Here is a 15,263-nt window from a genome sequence, read left to right on the forward strand (position 1 = left end):
TACCTGGTCCAGCGTTACGGCGGCCGGCCAACGGTAGCCTCCGATAGGTCGGGCAGCCTCTCGCGGACGCATGAGGATCTGGCGAAAAGTCTGCTTCTTGAGAACCTCGACGGCAACGTGTCGATTTCCGAAGTCGCGCAGATGTGCAATCTGTCGCGCGGCTATTTCATTCGCGCTTTTCGTGAGACGACCGGTATGACGCCCTATCAATGGGTTCTTCGTGAGCGAATAGACCGCGCCCGCAACCTCCTGCGGAACTCAGATACTCCGCTCGCCGAAGTGGCCATCGCCTGCGGCTTCGCCGACCAAAGCCATTTCACGCGCGTCTTTGCAGGTATAGTCGGCACCACGCCTGGCAATTGGCGGCGTAACGCCTGATCCAGACGTGCCCTCTTGTAAGATTCGTCGACCCGAGGTCTTGAGGCGATTCGAACCGCCGATCACAGCCATTCCGCGATGTTTGCGTTAGATTGCCAGGGTTTATATGCGACCTGGACTTCCACGTAAGACAAACTGCCACCGGGGTGTCTATGTCGTGCGAAAAGATCGCCCTTGGTGCTGAGCCGAACAAGAGAGCCTCAAAGAGCGGGGCCCATCGTAGTCAAAATCTCTCGAGGCATTGTGTTGCTGCCTGGCGGTTTTGCTTGCTTCAACGCTTCGGCCAAGGTCACAACGCGCCCTGGGGCGACGGGACACCGACGCGAATCGCCTGTGAAAAAATCGGCGAAAGACCGTCCTTGTGCGCCCTTGCAGCGATGTGTGCGGCCGACCGAAGTTGCGACAAGGAAACCGAGGTGTCCAGCGCGCCACGGTCATAGGCGTATTCCGGCAGATATCCGTTGACGATGAGGCGCCAGTCCGTCGGCACGGCGTCGCCTGCGACACGCATCATCTTGATGATGGTCGTCGTGCAGTTGGTCGTCAGCGAATTGTAGAAGGCGGGCGTGGCCGCAAGCGCGTTTGCGTCGGAGACGTACTCGCGCAGAAGAAGCCTCGCAGCCGCCGGCGACGCCCTTAGGCGGTAGATCTGGACGTCCTCACCGCGAAAATTGGAGCGGAGGCCGATCACATCCCTTTCGTCTGCGGCGAGGATGACCAGAGGACTGTTTTTGAAGAGGTCTGCCAGCGGTGAGAACGAACCTCCTGAAAGGCGACGCACTTCGATAGACCACGCCAGATAGCGGCCGTCGTCGAAGCCGAAGCTCATGATGACATGCGCGATGGCCGGACCTGACCAGTACGACATGAACATGTCGACGCTCTTCAGCTTGTTCAGGTCGTAACTGCGCGTCGTCCATCGTTCCGTGAAGTCGGTGGTGCTGCGCCACTCGAAATCGCGGACATTGGTCAGCGTCAACAGATCACCGTCGAATTCGCCGGTGACCTGACGTGCGACGTCCGGAGCCCACACGCCATTTGCCTGCGGTTCGATCGTGCTCCACCAGACGAGAACCAGGACGAACGCGGCCGCAAACGCGAGGACCGCACGAAGGCGTCTCCTGCCAAAGAGCGCCACGACGACGGAGGCGCCAAAAAGCCCGAACAAGATGGCGCTGGCTAGCCTGCCGACCTCGGGCACCGGCAAGCGGTACCAAAGCGCGAGCGACGTCCAGGCCGATGCAAAGGCGACAAGCAACACGAGCACTGCAATGACGATCGCACGGACCGGTCGAACCATTTTGCTTTTCCAAACGAGCTTGAAGCGTCCGTCCTGATCATTGGACCCTATCGGTTTCCGGACTCGAAGCCCAGAACCTATGCGAAGCGACAGGCCGCCGGATCTTCCATTTCGGTATGCTTGAATTCCGCTGGCGTGAAGATATTCCTCCGCGAAATCATTCCTCTCCCTCGAGAGCGTCAAAGGACGAAGGGGAAGGCCCCCAACACGACGAATTCTCGCAGCTATCCGTCTTGACTCTGCGGGTCGCGTCGTGCGCAAGCGTGATCCGGAAGATGAGCGCCAGGTGATCCTTGGGGTGACGAATGAGGGGCAGTCAATGAAGGCGGAGGCGAAAGCAGTATGCCTCGAGCTCGCGACTGGCCTTGCCGTGGCAACAGATCGCCGCGCAATTGGCCAATTCGATCAGCTGAAGGGCCGAACACCCAAAACCAAGACGTCGCAAGGCTGGATGGCACCGGAACCGAACCACGCCCGTCAAATGACGGACGCGGCTCGGCGGGAGGCGCCGGGGATCAGTCTATCCGATTGCCTTCGGCGGAGAAGAGGTGGATTTTCTCGGATTTGGGCGCGAGGTGGATTTGCTGGTCGGGTTTTAAATCCAGCCGCCGGTGAAGTACGATCGTTGCCGTCTGCGTGCCGATACGCACCGAAAGATGGGTCTCCGCACCGGTCGGCTCGACAGTCAGCACGGTGGCCGGAATGCCCGTCTCCGCAATGTCGAGATCTTCCGGGCGGATGCCGTAGATGCGCGCCGCGCTTTGGCTCAATTGCGGCGGAAGCGGCAGGGAAACACCGCCTTCGATACGGAAGCCGCCGTCGCTGACGCCACCTTCGAAGAGGTTCATCGACGGCGAGCCGATGAAGGCGGCGACGAAGGTGTTATCTGGGCGGTCGTAGAGATCAAGCGGCTTGCCGATCTGCTCGATGCGGCCAGCGCGCATGACGACGATCTTGTCTGCCATGGTCATCGCCTCGATCTGGTCATGGGTGACGTAAACGATGGTCGTGCCAAGGCGCTGATGCAGCTCCTTGATCTCGCTGCGCATGGTCACCCGCAGCTTGGCGTCGAGGTTGGACAGCGGCTCGTCAAAGAGGAACACTTTCGGATGGCGTACGATGGCGCGGCCCATGGCGACGCGCTGGCGCTGGCCGCCGGAAAGCTGTTTCGGCAGGCGCTCCAGCAGGGGTTCAAGTGCGAGAATGCCGGCGGCTTCGCTCACCAGCTTATCGATTGTCGCCTTATCGCGCCCCTGCAGCTTCAAGGCAAAGCCCATATTTTCGCGCACCGTCATGTGCGGATAGAGCGCGTAGGACTGGAACACCATGGCGATATCGCGCTCCTTCGGCGCGACGTCGTTGACGACGCGGCCGTCGATGCGGATTTCACCGCCGCTGATATCCTCCAGCCCCGCCAGCATGCGCAGAAGCGTGGACTTGCCGCAGCCGGACGGCCCGACGAGCGTGACGAACTCACCGTCCTCGATATCCGCGGAAACCCCGTGGATAATGGAGGCCGCGCCGTATTGCTTCAGAACCCGGTCGATTGCTACCGATGCCATTGTCTGTCCTCCCTCACAGTTTCAATTGCCAGACGCCGGCCTCGGCGACGGCGCCGGTGAGCGTTGCCGAACGTGCGGCGGCAAAGCCCGGAATGCGTTTGGACCCCGTCCAGCGGCCGTTGTCAGCGAAGACTTCGATGGAGCCGGCATCGAGGAAGATGCGCAGGCTCGACGGTTTCGCGCCGGTGGCGACGTAGCGTGGCGGCGTCTTACCGGTGCGGGCGTCGAAGACAATCGCCAGACCATCGGCATCGAGTTTCACGCCTAGATCGACATCCGGATGATCGAAGTTGAGATCGAAGGCGGCGCCCGGCTCGGTGAGATCAAGTACGATCTCGACGGCGCCGGTGCCGAGCGGCACGGTCTTGCCGGCGGCAAGCGCGGTGTCGTCCAGCAACTGATGGCGCAGGCTTTCGACGGCTGCGACCGGCGGGGTCAGCACGGTGTCACCGTCGAGAAGCACGCTGCGCGGCAGGGTCATAGTCGTCGGGAAATCGTCCTTCTTGGAAAAATCCGACCAGTTGGCGAGCCAGGCGATGCCGACCGGCTCGTCGCCATCAACGAAGGCCTGGAAGGCATAGGCATCCGAACCGAAATCCAACTCCTGCTCGAATTCCGCCGTGAAGGTGCGGCCATCGAAACTGCCGACGGTGACGGAGGTGAGGTTGCGGCGGCCGGTGGCCGGGTCGCGGCTGGTGAGCAGACCGAAGATCAGCGCCCAGCGGGTTTCTGCGTTTTTGCCGCAAAGCGGCACCATGCAGGGGCATTCCGCCGCTGTCATGCCGAAACCGTCCTCGCGATGGATGATGCCGAGGAAGGTCCAGCCATCGGCGCCTTGCGCGTCTGCGGTTTCATAGAGCAGTACGACGCCGCCCTGCCTGTCGCGGCTGCCGAGCAGCATCTTCCAGCGGCCGTCCGGGCCTTTGAAGACATAGGGGTCGCGGAAATCGGTGGTGAGGTTCAAGCCTTCCGGGCGCAGCGGCATCACGGTTTTCGACGGGCCGGCGACGATGCCGTCGCGGCTGACGGCGGAAAGCTGGATTTGCTCTTCCGGTTGCCGATCACGCACATGCTCGGTGTAGAAGACGCGGATTTCCTCGCCTTCTGGGCCGGCGCCGGGGATCGCCGAGCCGGAGAAGGCGCCGCCGCGGCCATCGTCCTTTTCCGATAGATGCGCCGCCGGGAAGAGGAACATGGGCAGATGCGTCCAGCGGACAAAATCCTTCGAGACGGCATGGCCCCAGTGCATAGTGTTCCAGCGCGGCTCATGAGGATAATGCTGGTAGAAGAGGTGGGCGTTTCCGCCGAACCGTCCAAAACCGTTCGGATCGTTCATCCAACCGAAGGGCGGGCGGAAGTGGTAGCTGTCGGGCACGTTGGGGGCGGCGGTGCGGGCATCGCTGTGCAGGACGCGGATGCCCTCCTTCATCACTGTTTCCGGCCGGAAGGCATAAGCGACGGAGAGCGCTGTGGTTGTCGCATCATAGGACAGCGTGGCATGACCGCCCTTCGCGAGCGTCACAGCGAAGAACTCAAATTCCCCCGTGCGGCGGGTCGAGGGCTCGCCGATGTCGTTGCCATCAACAGCGACGAAGAGCTTCGCCTCGCCGCCGGCATGGCGCGCCTTCAGCCAGAGATGCAGCACCGTGCCTTCGGGCAGCTCCGCTTCGATGGTTTCAGGTGCTGACGTTTCGGATTTTGCCTGCAGAGACATGATCAACCTTTCACGGCGGAGCCGACAAATGAACTGACGAACCAGCGCTGGAAAGCCAGATAGAGAATGAGGACGGGGATCATCATCAGCACCGAGGCGGCCATGGCGCGGTCCCAATAGATGCTGTCCTGTCCGAAGAAAGTGGCGATGGCCACGGCAATCGGCCGAGCATAGTCGGTCTGGGTGACCAGCGTCGGCCAGAGATACTGGTTCCAGCTTTCGATGCCCATGAGGATCGAGACCGTGGCGAGCGCCGGCAGGCTGAGCGGCATGTAGATTGACCGGTAGATGCGGAAGACCGATGCACCATCCATTTCCGCCGCTTCATAGAGTTCCTTCGGCAGCTGCGCGAAGAACTGGTAGAAGAGGAAGACATAGAGCGGGCTTGCCACCCAGGGCAGGATCTGCACCGCGAAGGTATCCGTCAGCCCCGCCCGCGACATCATGACGACGAGCGGCATGATGATGCTTTCTTGCGGGATGACATAGAGGGCGACGACCAGCGCCAAGAGCGCCGCCTTGCCGCGCAGCGAGCCCCAGGCCAGAACGAAGCCCGCCATGGAGTTGATGACCAGACCCGAGACGACTGTGGCGACGAGGATCACCAGCGAATTGAAGAGATATCGGCCATAGGCCAGCTCGCCGGAGAAATGGGCGATCTCCTTGTAGTTCGACAGCGTCGGGTCGCTGACCCAGAAGGCGCGGAAGCTGCCCATGTCGGCGAGGATGCGGAAACGGTCGTCCTTCAGGCTGGCGATCAGCAGCATGAACAGCGGCGAGATCATCACCAGCGCGATGACCAGGATGCAGAGGCTCTGCACGACGCGCAGGCTTCTCTTGCCGTTGCCCCTTGCGATTGCCAGCGGGGCGGGCTGGCTCAAAGCGATATCAGACATCGAAGCGCCTCAGGAGTTTGCGTTGCAGGAGCGCGATCAGAAGAACGATGACGAAGAGGATGACGGAAACGGCCGATGCGTAGCCGAGTTTCTGCTCCTCGAAGCCGGCGCGCACCATGTAGTGGACAACGGTTTCGGTGCTTTCCTTCGGGCCGCCCTGGGTGAGGATCGCCACCTGCGTATAGAGCTTGAAGGCCTGGATGGTAGTGATGACCAGCACGAAGACATGCGTCGGGCGAAGGCCGGGCATGGTGACGTGCCAGAAGCGGCGCAGCGCGCTTGCCCCGTCGATGCGGGCGGCATCGTATAGTTCTTCGGGAATGCCCTGCAGGCCGGCGAGATAGATGATCATCTGAAAGCCATAGGCCTGCCAGGCTGAAAGCAACACGATGGAGAACATCGCCCAGTTGGGGTCGCCGAGCCAGTCGATCGGCTGGATCGTGCCGCCGGAAAGGAAACCGACGATCTGGTTGAGCGGGCCGCTCGGATACTGGAACAGCGTGCCCCAGATGACGCAGACCACCACCATGGAGGTGATCGCCGGCAGGAAGAACAGGCCGCGCAGCAGGTTTTGCATCGGCAGCTTCTGGTGCAAGAGCAGCGCGGTCAGGAAGGCGAGGCCGCACTGCACTGGCAGCACCCAGAAGGTGAAACGCGTAACGTTCCACAGCGAGGTCCAGAACAGCGGATCGGTGAAGACGCGCTCGAAATTCAGGAGGCCGACAAAGCGCACCGGCGTCGGGCGCGGCACGAGCGGCTGGTTGGTCATCGCCGTCCAGAAGGACAAGAGGAACGGCGTGATCAGGAATATCGCCAGAAGCAGAAAGGCAGGCGCGATCATCGCCATTTCCTGCCAGAGCCGCTGCTTGTCGCGGCGTTTCGCCGGACGCCGCAAAGCGGGCGTGGAGATCTGTTGCAAAGTCATTGTTTCCTCCTCATCGATCATCCTCCCGAGATAGTCCAGGGCCGGCCGGAGAACCGGCCCCGTCAAAACCCCTTACTGCTGCTCGTCGAAGGGCGGGTAGCCGGCGTTGTCCTCGATATCCTCGTCGATCTTCTTGGCAGCGGCCGTCAGCGCTTCCTGCGCGTCACCACCGTTGAAGATCTTGTCGACGGCTTGCATGAAGGCCGAGGTGATCGTCGGATAGGCCGGGTGCGGCGGACGGGCGATCGCGGTCTTGGAAGCCTGCTCAAAGGCGATGGCGAGCGGACCGCCTTCAGCATAGAGCGGAGATTCGGCGGCGAAGCTCTTCAGGCCCGGATAGGCGGACTGGGTCTTGGCGTATTCCCGGTACGCCTTGTCCTTCAGCAGGAAGCTCAGGAACTTGCCGGCGATCTCAGGGTTTTCCGAGGTCGCGGAAATGCCCCAGATCCAGGTTCCGTTCGGGCTCACGCCCTTGTCGCCGATCTTCGGCAGCGGCATGACGACGATATTGTCCTTCATCGCTGCCGATGCCTCCGCGTAGAACCAGTGGCCGCCCATGGCGAGCGCGGCCGGCTGTCCCTCGGCGTAGAACTGGTTGGTGCCTGACGAAGTCGGTACGACCCAGCCCTTCTTCACCCAGTCCTGCATCATCGTCAGCGCCTTGACGCAGGCCTCGCCATCGAGCGTGCCGCTGGCCTTCCAAGTCTTGCGGTCGATCAGGTCGCAGCCGGCGCTTTCGAGCAGGGGGCCGTAGGCATAGGTGATCCACTCGGTCTTGATGCCGTAACCTCGGAAGGTGTCGATCGGCCACTTCACGCCTTCGAGCTTGGAAAGCTTTTCAAGATAGCCTTCGAATTCCTCGCGGGTCCAGGCATCGTCGACCGATTTCGGAATGCGGGCGCCAATGGCTTCAAGATATTTCTTGTTGCCGTAGAGCACGACCGAGGAGTCGGTGAGGCCGATCGCATAGAGGTCCTTATCGATCGGATAGGTGCCCTGGGCGATATTCGAATCCGTCATGTCATCGAGCAGGTCCTTGTCAATGAGCGGCTTGACCGGCTGCAGATAGCCGGACCAGACGTAATTGGCGAGGAACGGAGCATCGAGTTCCATGATATCGGGCAGCTGCTTGGCCATGACGGCGGCGCTGAACTTTTCGTTATAGGCATCGTGCGGCGCGTAGATCATCTCGATATCGACATCGGGATTGGCGGCCTCGAAGCGGGTGGCAACGTCGCCATAGGCCTTCACCCAGCCGGGATCGCCCTGGTGCATAACGTGGATGACGGTCTTCGCCTCGGCAAGACTCGCGGTTGCAACCAGCGCGGCGGACGCGAAGAGACCGCAAAGTAAACGATTACCCATTCTCATTGATATTCTCCTCCTGTTAGACACTATTCGATGTTCAGACGGATGCCCGTTCGACCAGATGGAACGGCAGTTTCCGCAGATGCGGCGGTTCGGGCTGCTCGGCCAGGAGGATCTCCATGGCAAGGCGGCCCATGGCGCGGTGCGGCAGGGCCATCGTCGTCAACGGCGGGTCCAGCCGCGAGGCAAGCTCGACCTGGTTGTCGAAGCTTGCCACCGCGATATCATCCGGAATGCGAAGGCCGGCGCGGGCAAGCGCCGCATAGACTTCCATCGCCACGCGGTCATTGCCGCACAGGATGGCGTCCGGCCGTTGACCGGATTTCAGAAGCGCCTCCACATGAGAGGCAACAAGGCTTGGCGCGCGGTCACTGTAGACGCTGCGGCGCACCGCCGGCAACACGCCGGCGGGGTCGATGCCCCCCTCCTCAAGCGCCGCACGAAACCCCATCTCGCGTAGCGTGCCGGCGAGAATGCCCGGCAGGTTGATGAAGGCGATGCGCCGGCGGCCGGCGACGAGGAGATAACGCACGATCTCCCGTGCGCCGCCCTCTTCGTCCGGCACCAGCGCGGTAACGCGGCCGGCAGCCTCGCGGCAGTTGATCATGACGCCGACGGCGCCCGCCAACCTGTCCGGCAGGGCGACATGCTTGTGGTACATTGCGGCATAAGCAACGGCGCGCGGCCGGAACTGCTGCACCTCGTCCAGCACCGAGCCGATAGACTGGCCGCTTCTGTGGTTGACCGCAAAGACCGCCATGCCGGCGCTACGGGCCGCCCCATCGAGGCCACGTACGATCTCGGTGGCGAAGGGCGAAGTGATGAGGCCGTCGGAGACGACGCCGACCAGCGGCAGCCAGCCCTGACGCACGCCACGCGCCGCAAGGTTGGTCACATAGCCGAGTTCTTCCGCAATGGCCTTGATCTTCTGGCGCGTATCGTCGGACATGCGGGCGGAGCCGCCGTGCAATGCGCCGGAAACCGTCTTTACCGAGACGCCCGCACGTTCCGCGATGTCAGAAAGCGATACTGCCACGATCTTCACCATCCTCCTTGGGTGATCGATTACCCAATAGTGGCAGCGGACGCGTTTTGTCAAGCGGCTTTTACGTGCACTGCTCGGTGTTCCGAACACCTATCTGTCAATCGGCGCACAAAACTGACCCCTTACCGGCGTGCAATCTTGGCTCTGACGCAGATTTGGTGCAATTGAGCCGATCAGGCGGGCTTGAAGAAGATCAAGTTTTCCGCGCCCGTACATCTGGCGCTTTACCAGCTTGAGCTTGGTGATTTGCCCCTCAGTTTGTCCGTTGGACCACGATGAGACGATCGCTGCCCGGACTGCCTGTATGTCTTTGAAGCGATCTTTTATGAAAAGGGTTGCGCGCAGGCATCGGCTCCTACAAGGACACAGATGGCGCCTCGGCCGCGCGCAACCCCCCTGCTTCGCCTTTACTTGGCCTTACTGACGCTAGCCTCAATCCTCCCCAATTGAGAGCTCACGTAGTCGCCGTGGCGAAGCTTTGCGAATTCGTCGGTGGCTTGTGCCCGTCTGCTCTTGAAAACGTACCATTGACCGTCCGGTTCGCGTTTCTGATAGATCAGGCCGCCCTTCTTGCGGTGGCTGAAGCAGGTGATTGCCGTCGCCGTTCCGGTTTTGGCGTGCCAGTCGGCGTTGAAGCAGAGTTTACCCGACTCCGTGATGAACCAGCGGCCCATGCCGAAAGACGGCGAGCCGTTTTCCCGCGACCAGGCGGTAAAGCGGCGCGCCTTTGTGGAGAAGTAGCCCGCACCGGCTTTCCACATCCAGGAATTCTGGTTGTAGAGCTGATAGATTTCCGCACTGCTCATCGGCTTTGCGGTCTCGATCCCCGCAGGCTCATTGGTTCCGGCAGCGGACGCGGCCGTGGCGATACCGCTGAGGGCCACGGCCAGGAGCATTTTTTGAAGCATGGACATGTTCAGCTTCCCTCTTGTTCAATTGATGCTTTCGCGGACGACCCGCCAGTCGGGGCGGCCATAGCCGTCCGGCCACGGATAGACTTCACGGTCGTTGAAGTAGATAACGGCGCTCAGGGCCGGGAACTGGGGATAGCGTTTCGTTATGCTCTCAGCCCAGTTTCGCACGTATGAATCGTCGCCTTCGTAGCCGAGTTCGGCAACCATGATGGGCTTGCCGTAACCAGCGACACGGGCGTATCCGGGCGCAAGGTGCGCGGCAAACGTCTGGTCCTTGCCAGTCTTGTCCCTGTCGTATTGCTGCAGGCCAAAGACCGAGAGCCCGATGAGATCGACGACATCGTTGCCGGGATAAAAGGCTTGAAGCCCCTCATTACCCTTCGGTGACCACATGTATTTGGCCGTCTTCAGGTGGACCTTGCAGACCTCCACCATCCGCCGATAGGCCTTGGCATAATCGGCGCCCTGCCAATGCGACCAGGAGAACTGGCTGTCGGTTTCGTCCATTTCCTGTCCCCAGCGAATGATGACCGGACTTTTCAGCTTGGCGGCAGTCGAGCAGACGGCGGCCATGTTCGCATCGCGCGAACCGTCCAGGATGCTGTGCAGCAGTTCCTGCGAGGTTTGGCGCCAATCGGATGACCAGGTCCAGGGCTCGACCGAGATCAGCAAGGTGCGGCCACGCGCTTGCGCATAATCGTCGGCCAGGGCGAGCGTGCGCAGATCGACGTCTTCCCAGGGCAGGAAGAGGTGTTCGATCTTCGAATCGGGCGACGCGGCTAAATCTCCGTGCGGATCATAGGCGCCGAACGTGAGCGACTCCTTCGTGACGACCGGCATTTTGGTCGGCGGCGCGATGGACGATGTCGTCATCGCAAGCGGCTGCCCTTCGGCAAAGCTGCCCAGAGCGGTCGGCAGGACCGCGACTCCCGACAGCAACAGGCCGGTTAACGACAACAGGGCTATTTTGGATGGGCTAGACATTGTGTACTTCCTCCAGGCTCGGCCGCAAATCCGGGTGAGCGGCATCCGTTCTCAGTTGGATCTCTTCCGGATCGGAAATCCATCGTGGTTTGAAGAAGATCGTGCGCAGGGCGGTCCCGCCCCGGCCTGCACCGGAGGCGGCGTAGCGCTCTTCGAACAGCTGAAGGCGGCCACTGCCCCAGGCGAGTGCCTCGGCCGCATCCTTTCCGCGCATCATCGTTGCAACCCCCGGCAGCGCGACGAGCGCAAGAAGCACGGTCGCCATCGCCGGACGGTAGAAACGCGGGGCCGCCGCAATCGTATTTTCCTTCGAATGGCGCCCAACGATGACCAGAAGCAGCACGCAGTAGATTGTCGCGTTCAGGACGGTAAAGAAGTAGCTCCCCTTGGAGGCGCCGGCATGGCCGATCGCCAGGGCGGGCAATACCGCCATCAGCGCCAGCACAGCGTAGGGCGCCAGGACACGCGCCGGCAGCAGATCGACTTCGGACCGCCCTTTCGGCGTGACGCGGAAATCGACGAAGGAGCCCGTGAGAAAATCGTGCACCGCAGCCAGCGTACCGGCGAGCGCCCAGGGCCAGCGCGCGAAGAGAAAGAGCATGCATTCCCAGCTTAGGATCTTGGCGTCGTAGGGGCGGAACGAACTGCTGGCGCGCCAGCGATAAGCCATCACCACGAGAGCGATAGAAAGCGGCGCGAAATGCGTGAGGAAATCGAGATAGGTCACCGTCACGAAGTTCTGGCCGCGCACAAGCGCGATGATCGGCATCGCAAACATGAGCAACATGAAGAACGCAAAAAGCGGATACCAGAGTTGCGAAAAGAGGAACTGGAACTTGAGCCGGGGCGGCAGCCGGCCGACGAGGCTCGGCGAGTACCGCAACAGCACCATGACCAGGCTGCGCGACCACTGGAATTCCTGCGTCACGAGATCGCTGAAGGTTCTGGGGCCGTCACCATGGGCGATGGCATCCAGCGCATGCACACCCCGCCAGCCGCCGGCATTCATCATCATTGTCGTCGAGTGGTCTTCAGCCAACTCCGGACCGAGGCCGCCGATCTGTTTCAGGGCGACGGTACGTACCGCGTAATGCGACCCTATGCACAGCGGCGCCAGGCCGCCATTGTAACCGGCTTGGAGCGAGCCATGCATGCTGGCCTCGGCATAGAGCCTTCCACGTGCCGACCAGCTTTCGGAAGCGTTCTTGTCGCAAATGCTGGGGGCCGAGACATAGCCGACGTTTGGATCGGCGAACGGACGCAGCATGTGGAAGAGATAGTCGGGCGCGGGAACATGATCCGCATCGAGTTGCGCCACGAAATCGTAGCGGCTGTAGCCGTAGTGGTCGTAAAAGAAGGCGAGGTTGCCTTCCTTGCACCGCGTGCGTCGGGGCCACGACGTCCGATGGTAATCGGATCGCCCCTTGCGGGTCGAGACGAAGACCCCGTGCCCGGAGCACCAGTCGAGAGTCTCGGGGGAAGGGTCTTCGTCGGCAAGCCAGGTGTCGTGTTCCACCTCCTGGGCAAGCATTGCCAGCAGGGTTTCACTGACGACCGAGAAGGGTTCCGCCGGCGCCTTGGTCACGACCATGGCCACTCGGCTGCCCGCCGGCAGGCGCAAGGGACCGTTCGGTCTTGCCGCCCGATAGAAGACGACGATGAAATAGGCCGGCAGAGCGGTAACCCAGGCAAGAACGAGGCTCACCGTAATTGTGCCGAAAGCATCGACGTGATGGTGCGGCTCCAGCCACCAAATCCAGAAATAGGCGAAGGCGCAGGCCCATACGGCGGCCAAGAACAAATATTCGGCCCGCCGATATCCGGTCAGAACCGGGACAAGAAACGGCTCCTGGGAGGGTTCCGGAGCATGCGTCGCTTGGTTGATCGCAAGTTCGGTCACGCGCGCACCTCCAGTCCGAAGAACGGAGCCGCCGTCCGCACGATGGTTTCGAGGTCGGAATATCGAGGCTGGAAGCAGAGTGTCTCGCGGGCCAGGCTGGCGTCGGCATAGAGGCTGGGCGGATCGCCCGGCCGGCGCGGATGGATGACGACCGGGACTTCGCAGCCGGTCGTTTCCTCGATTACGCGCAGCACTTCCCTGATGGAAAAACCCCGCCCGGTGCCGAGGTTGACAGCGAGGTTTGCTCCGCCTTTGGCGAGATGGGTAAAAGCCTGAACATGGGCGCGCGCGAGATCTGCGACGTGAATATAGTCCCTTATGCAGGTCCCGTCAGGGGTGTCGTAGTCATCGCCGAATATCTCCAGGTGCGGAATCCGGCCGGCCGCGGCCAGCAGCGCCCGCGGAATGAGATGGGTTTCCGGAACGTGCCATTCGCCAAGCTCGCCGTCCGGATCGGCTCCACAGGCATTGAAGTAACGCAGGGCAACATAACGCAGGCCGAAGGCCGCCGAATAGTCGGCGAGCATATTCTCGCCCATCAGCTTGGTCCTGCCGTAGGGATTGATCGGAGCCTTCGGCAACGTCTCATCGATCGGCAGCACGGAGGAAACGCCGTAGACGGCACAACTCGATGAGAAGATGACGTTCTGAAGCCCCGTCTGCCGGCAGGCATCGATAAGCGACAATGCACCGCAGACATTGTTGTTGTAATATTTCGCCGGGTTCTGCACGGACTCGCCCACGTAGGCCGAGGCGGCAAAGTGGATGACGGCATCGGGCGCATATTTCTCGATGGCCTCGATCAGGCATGGCGAGTCGAGGACGTCACCTTCGACGAAAGGGCCCCAGCGCACGGACGACCGGTTTCCGGTCGTAAGATTGTCGTAGACGACAGGCTCAATCCCCTCCGAGCGGAGGAGCTTGGCGGTGTGGCTGCCGATATAGCCGGCACCGCCCGTGACAAGGACCCGGGGCGCATCCATCAGACGGCCTCCAGCTCGCGTGCTGGACGGGTGAGAAGGCCATCGAAATAGTCGATCGTCTGACGCAGGCCGCTCGACAAGTCGATCTTCGGCCGCCAGTCGAGTTCCTGCATGGCAAGCGAAATATCCGGGCGACGCTGACGAGGGTCGTCAACCGGCAGAGGGCGATGGATGATTTGCGACCGGGAGCCGGTCAATCCGATCACCTGCTCGGCCAGCTCCCGGATCGTGAATTCGCCCGGATTGCCGAGATTGACGGGCCCCGTCAGCGACGACGGCGAGGCCATCATGCGGACCATGCCGCCGATGAGATCATCGACGAAACAGAACGAGCGGGTCTGCGAACCGTCGCCATATATCGTGATGTCTTGCCCCGTCAGGGCCTGAACGATGAAATTCGAGACGACGCGGCCGTCGTCCGGACGCATCCGCGGGCCGTAGGTGTTGAAGATGCGGATGATCTTGATCTCGACGCCGTGCGTGTTGTGGAAGTCGAAGAACAGCGTCTCGGCGCACCGCTTGCCCTCGTCATAGCAGGAGCGCGGCCCGAACGAATTGACGTTGCCCCAGTAGCTTTCGACTTGCGGATGGACGTTCGGGTCGCCGTAGACTTCGGAGGTGGATGCCTGGAGGATGCGTGCGCCGGTGCGCGCGGCCAGCTCCAGAAGGTTGAGGGAGCCCAGCACGCAGGTCTTCGTCGTATGGACCGGATCGGCCTGATAATGCGGGGGCGATGCCGGGCAGGCGAGGTTATAGATCTCGTCGACTTCCAGATCGAGTGGCTGGACGATATCGTGGGCGACGGCATTGAAGCGATCGACGCCCTTCAGATGGGCGATATTGCGCCGCATGCCGGTGGAAAAGTTGTCGAGGCAGATCACCTGGTGTCCGGCGGCCAAAAGCGTCTCGCACAGATGGGATCCTAGGAAACCTGCGCCGCCGGTGACAAGAACTCTCTTGGGCGCACGAGATTTTCCGGATGAATAACTTGCGTCATGAGACGAAGCTTGCGCAGAGCGCGCACGAATCTTACCAAGGTAGTTCATGACTATCCCCCGTGTTTTTTTAGATTTTGCTGTGAAATTTTCTATATTTACTTCGACATTGCGCGATACTAAGTCGTTCGATCAGGCGAATGCTTTATTATTCCGTTTTTTCTTATGGAAAAAACCGATGTTTATTTAGATACAGCCAAGGGAGGCAATTGTCGTTATCCCCACATCCTGAAAATTATCGCTCCGTACATTTCTGAGCGGAAAGGAATATGATAAGCAACTTATGGAGGTGGCTCGTC

The 15,263-nt window shown here is 61.3% G+C and carries 13 protein-coding genes; 1 reads left to right on the top strand and 12 read right to left on the bottom strand.

What is annotated here, in order from left to right:
• Window positions 1–378 (top strand): helix-turn-helix domain-containing protein (locus tag AC1D2N_RS28700; protein ID WP_477982457.1); only part of this gene is annotated, 378 nt, incomplete at its 5' end.
• A 289-nt stretch (window positions 379–667) separates the two neighbouring features.
• On the opposite strand, the gene AC1D2N_RS28705 is transcribed toward AC1D2N_RS28700, so the two are convergent.
• The 12 genes from AC1D2N_RS28705 to AC1D2N_RS28760 all read right to left on the bottom strand — a co-directional run bounded on the left by AC1D2N_RS28705 (window position 668) and on the right by AC1D2N_RS28760 (window position 15,015).
• Window positions 668–1,678 carry an Lnb N-terminal periplasmic domain-containing protein gene (locus AC1D2N_RS28705; protein ID WP_130654118.1) on the bottom strand — a complete coding sequence of 337 codons (1,011 nt, stop codon included), beginning with the start codon at window positions 1,676–1,678 and terminating at the stop codon, window positions 668–670.
• 515 nt (window positions 1,679–2,193) lie between these two features.
• On the bottom strand, window positions 2,194–3,240 hold the full coding sequence (locus AC1D2N_RS28710) for an ABC transporter ATP-binding protein (protein WP_130654117.1): 1,047 nt from the start codon (window positions 3,238–3,240) through the stop codon (window positions 2,194–2,196).
• Between the two features lie 13 nt (window positions 3,241–3,253).
• Window positions 3,254–4,954, bottom strand: a complete 1,701-nt coding sequence (locus tag AC1D2N_RS28715) for a glycoside hydrolase family 32 protein (RefSeq protein ID WP_130654116.1) — start codon at window positions 4,952–4,954, stop codon at window positions 3,254–3,256.
• A 2-nt stretch (window positions 4,955–4,956) separates the two neighbouring features.
• Window positions 4,957–5,850: a carbohydrate ABC transporter permease gene (locus tag AC1D2N_RS28720; RefSeq protein ID WP_047622204.1), complete on the bottom strand. Its 894-nt coding sequence runs from the start codon at window positions 5,848–5,850 to the stop codon at window positions 4,957–4,959.
• Complete coding sequence (locus tag AC1D2N_RS28725; protein ID WP_130654115.1) at window positions 5,843–6,775, bottom strand: carbohydrate ABC transporter permease; 933 nt, start codon at window positions 6,773–6,775, stop codon at window positions 5,843–5,845. The genes AC1D2N_RS28720 and AC1D2N_RS28725 overlap by 8 nt, the downstream gene beginning before the upstream one ends.
• Window positions 6,776–6,847: 72 nt before the next feature.
• Window positions 6,848–8,140 carry an ABC transporter substrate-binding protein gene (locus AC1D2N_RS28730; protein ID WP_018448914.1) on the bottom strand — a complete coding sequence of 431 codons (1,293 nt, stop codon included), beginning with the start codon at window positions 8,138–8,140 and terminating at the stop codon, window positions 6,848–6,850.
• Between the two features lie 40 nt (window positions 8,141–8,180).
• Window positions 8,181–9,191, bottom strand: coding sequence for a LacI family DNA-binding transcriptional regulator (locus tag AC1D2N_RS28735; protein WP_018448913.1), 1,011 nt, complete (start codon window positions 9,189–9,191; stop codon window positions 8,181–8,183).
• A gap of 404 nt (window positions 9,192–9,595) precedes the next feature.
• Entirely contained in the window at window positions 9,596–10,102 is a 507-nt protein-coding gene (locus AC1D2N_RS28740; RefSeq protein ID WP_018247062.1) for a DUF995 domain-containing protein, read from the bottom strand.
• A gap of 18 nt (window positions 10,103–10,120) precedes the next feature.
• The gene (locus AC1D2N_RS28745; protein ID WP_115157764.1) at window positions 10,121–11,059 is read right to left on the bottom strand and encodes a glycoside hydrolase family 26 protein; all 939 of its coding nucleotides are present in this window, start codon (window positions 11,057–11,059) and stop codon (window positions 10,121–10,123) included.
• 19 nt (window positions 11,060–11,078) lie between these two features.
• Complete coding sequence (locus AC1D2N_RS28750; protein ID WP_130654114.1) at window positions 11,079–12,986, bottom strand: glycosyltransferase family 2 protein; 1,908 nt, start codon at window positions 12,984–12,986, stop codon at window positions 11,079–11,081.
• Window positions 12,983–13,969 carry a UDP-glucose 4-epimerase GalE gene (gene galE / locus AC1D2N_RS28755; protein ID WP_130654113.1) on the bottom strand — a complete coding sequence of 329 codons (987 nt, stop codon included), beginning with the start codon at window positions 13,967–13,969 and terminating at the stop codon, window positions 12,983–12,985. The genes AC1D2N_RS28750 and galE overlap by 4 nt, the downstream gene beginning before the upstream one ends.
• On the bottom strand, window positions 13,969–15,015 hold the full coding sequence (locus AC1D2N_RS28760; RefSeq protein WP_026231066.1) for a UDP-glucuronic acid decarboxylase family protein: 1,047 nt from the start codon (window positions 15,013–15,015) through the stop codon (window positions 13,969–13,971). The genes galE and AC1D2N_RS28760 overlap by 1 nt, the downstream gene beginning before the upstream one ends.
• Window positions 15,016–15,263 lie beyond the last annotated feature (248 nt).

It is taken from the genome of Rhizobium sp. P1_B8, assembly GCF_056406515.1.

What these genes read in the sequence shown, in the direction of transcription:
- AC1D2N_RS28705 (WP_130654118.1), bottom strand. Translation starts at nt 1,678, where the DNA reads ATGGTTCGACCGGTCCGTGCGATCGTCATTGCAGTGCTCGTGTTGCTT.
- AC1D2N_RS28710 (WP_130654117.1), bottom strand. Translation starts at nt 3,240, where the DNA reads ATGGCATCGGTAGCAATCGACCGGGTTCTGAAGCAATACGGCGCGGCC.
- AC1D2N_RS28715 (WP_130654116.1), bottom strand. Translation starts at nt 4,954, where the DNA reads ATGTCTCTGCAGGCAAAATCCGAAACGTCAGCACCTGAAACCATCGAA.
- AC1D2N_RS28720 (WP_047622204.1), bottom strand. Translation starts at nt 5,850, where the DNA reads ATGTCTGATATCGCTTTGAGCCAGCCCGCCCCGCTGGCAATCGCAAGG.
- AC1D2N_RS28725 (WP_130654115.1), bottom strand. Translation starts at nt 6,775, where the DNA reads ATGACTTTGCAACAGATCTCCACGCCCGCTTTGCGGCGTCCGGCGAAA.
- AC1D2N_RS28730 (WP_018448914.1), bottom strand. Translation starts at nt 8,140, where the DNA reads ATGGGTAATCGTTTACTTTGCGGTCTCTTCGCGTCCGCCGCGCTGGTT.
- AC1D2N_RS28735 (WP_018448913.1), bottom strand. Translation starts at nt 9,191, where the DNA reads ATGGTGAAGATCGTGGCAGTATCGCTTTCTGACATCGCGGAACGTGCG.
- AC1D2N_RS28740 (WP_018247062.1), bottom strand. Translation starts at nt 10,102, where the DNA reads ATGTCCATGCTTCAAAAAATGCTCCTGGCCGTGGCCCTCAGCGGTATC.
- galE (WP_130654113.1), bottom strand. Translation starts at nt 13,969, where the DNA reads ATGGATGCGCCCCGGGTCCTTGTCACGGGCGGTGCCGGCTATATCGGC.
- AC1D2N_RS28760 (WP_026231066.1), bottom strand. Translation starts at nt 15,015, where the DNA reads ATGAACTACCTTGGTAAGATTCGTGCGCGCTCTGCGCAAGCTTCGTCT.